1 protein-coding gene is annotated in these 1,119 nt (G+C 79.5%); it reads left to right on the top strand.

All coding sequences use genetic code 11. The features are described 5' to 3' along the window. Nucleotides 1-316 precede the first annotated feature (316 nt). Complete coding sequence (locus tag ACFRMQ_RS40890; RefSeq protein ID WP_380736009.1) at nt 317-1,117, top strand: hypothetical protein; 801 nt, start codon at nt 317-319, stop codon at nt 1,115-1,117. The last annotated feature ends 2 nt before the right edge of the window (nt 1,118-1,119 follow it).

Genomic DNA, 1,119 nt, shown 5'->3' with positions numbered 1-1,119 from the left:
GCCTCCTGCCCGGGGCCGCCCTCCGGCGGGCGGACGCACGCCGACGACGCACCCGCGCGCCCGGCACCGGCCCCCCGCACCCGCGCGCCCGGCACCGGCCCCGACATTGGCATGCCGACGGCTGGCTCACCCGCACCCCGACTCCCGCCCGGCCCCGGCCCCGGCGCGCCGCTCCCGCCGCAGCGCGCTGCCCTCACCGAGCCCCCGCGCGTCCACCCCACGCCCGGCGTGCCCGCCCCTGCCGCGCTCCGGCGCGGCGGCCCACCCGCGCACCCGGGCCCCGCATCCCCCGCCCCTCTCGCTCGTTGGCCCCTACGTGTACAGCTACGACGTCTCCGCGTCCCCCGGCCGGTCCGCGACCGCCTCCCGCTCGATCCCGGGCATGCGCCCGTCCTACGACGCCGAGCACCCGCACTCCACGACGCCGATCTACGACGAGCTGTACTCCGAGTACCGGCGCCTCTTCCGCGCCCTGCCGGGCGACCGGTCGGGCGAGGAGGACCTGAAGTTCACCGGCTTCGCGGTCCGCGACGGCTACCCGCCGATCGGCGAGCAGCGCCCGTACCCGTCGGCCCAGCAGCAGGCGTTCCACACCCTGCCGGGCCAGGCACCGGGGCTCCCCCAGTTCATGCCGAGCCACCAGCACCACGGCTCGGGTCCCGCGGGCGGCAGACAGCACGGCCACGCCGTCGCCCACGCCACCGGTCACACCGGCGCCCCCGCGGCCGGTCATCCAAACACCCCTGCCGGCCGTCACGGCACCGGCCACCACCACGGCCACCCCACCGGCCACCCCACCGGTCACCCGGAGCACATCGCCCCCACACCCGTCCCCGTCCCCACCGGCGACAGCCTCGGCCGTCCGGCCACCGCGGCCCCCTCCCCGGAGCAGCCCGTCAACCCCGCCGCCCAGTTCACCAACGGGCAGGGCTGGGTCGCGGCCGGCTACCTGGGCGCGCCCCTGATGCCGGTGCCCGCGCCCACACCGCCGGCGCCGCCCGCCCCCGCCCCGGTGATGGGCACGGTCACCGGCGGCCCGGCCGCCAGTCCGTCCGCCCGCGGCCGCCACCGCCAGATGCTCTCGCTGCCCCCGGGCCCCACCGGCGACCGCCACTGACG

Origin of the sequence: Kitasatospora sp. NPDC056783, assembly GCF_042789895.1 — a bacterium.
Taxonomy (GTDB): Bacteria; Actinomycetota; Actinomycetes; order Streptomycetales; family Streptomycetaceae; genus Kitasatospora.
This window is presented reverse-complemented; position numbering and strand designations above follow the sequence as displayed.